The 1,113-nt window shown below is 44.1% G+C and carries 2 protein-coding genes; both read left to right on the top strand.

The annotated features are described in order from the left end of the window. On the top strand, positions 1 to 415 hold a 415-nt coding region (locus LAY57_RS35645), incomplete at its 5' end, for a hypothetical protein (RefSeq protein ID WP_249072255.1). Then, the coding region (locus LAY57_RS35640; RefSeq protein ID WP_249072252.1) for a hypothetical protein at positions 408 to 1,113 on the top strand (706 nt) is incomplete at its 3' end. The genes LAY57_RS35645 and LAY57_RS35640, both read left to right, overlap by 8 nt.

The raw sequence follows: 1,113 nt of genomic DNA, 5'->3' as shown, positions 1-1,113 counted from the left end.
CGAACGTGCAATTCATTCGTGGCAAAACTACCATCTGTGGCTCACTCTCGCGCGCATCAGATTCAAAACACAAAAGCTGGTGGCTCTGGCAACTCAGAGAATTCAAGATAATGTTCTGCAACCAGAAGTTGCAGCTATTTTTATTTATCTCCGCTGCGTGGGTGAAGTTGGTGTCTTGGAGGGATTTGCGGTCAGCTTTCGATCCAATTGGCCCTATTATCATCAGCGAAACTATCTTCTTGCGACAAGCGATTCAAACCGAGAATTTCTCAAGCCAGTTATCGCGCAACTCGGTATCAAGCTAAAAGGTACCGTCAACCGTGCCAGGAGTCATTTTGTTGAAAATATTCCTCTTGCGGAGCGTGAGCGAACTCCGATGCCAAAAATGTATGACGAGCTAAGTCCGTATGACTGATAAGAGAATTGCACTACTTTTTGTTAATGATTTTGCTGACCGTGGTGAGGAGAAATTTTTCTTAGTCTCGGGCGAAGCCGTTAAAGAGGTTGGTGCTGACGATGTGGTTAAGCAAGATTTGGAGCTAGTTTGTCATGACTACTGGCTAATTGCGCCTGTTCTCTTTAAAAGAACTAAATTGCTTCCGCAAAGGGTGATGGATGTTGAGGAGTTGCGGATTTCAATTTCAGGACTTCGACTGGATCGCGAGAATCGCGAATCTCGAGATGCCTGCTCCATTTTGCTGGAACTTGATTTGCTCAAAGAGGATGTAATCGGGAGATATAGAAACATAGTGTTCAAGAATGCGACGCTTGACACTAACACACTTGCTCTTGTGGGAAACGCACTCTTGCAACTTTCTACGGATGTTGAAGAAAAGGCAAAAGTAGCAAATGAATGGGAGCGTTACTCGACTCTTGAAAGGCCAGTCAGTGAGTATCTTATTCGTTCTGTTGCGAATGGCATAGCGATCAACAGCACCGCACTTCAAAAACATAAGAAAGATATAGATTTTTCTTACTACATGGCGCTGAAAGAGTTTTCGGCAAAATACTGTCTGCCTCTCGAAATTCCATCGGATGACGAGGTTGTTGAATATTTGACGCCTAAGGGGTTTGATTTTTCAGGCGTTGGCGTCGACTATGTTCTTAAATTCG

This window comes from Argonema antarcticum A004/B2, assembly GCF_023333585.1.
Lineage (GTDB): Bacteria > Cyanobacteriota > Cyanobacteriia > Cyanobacteriales > Aerosakkonemataceae > Argonema > Argonema antarcticum.
This window is presented reverse-complemented; position numbering and strand designations above follow the sequence as displayed.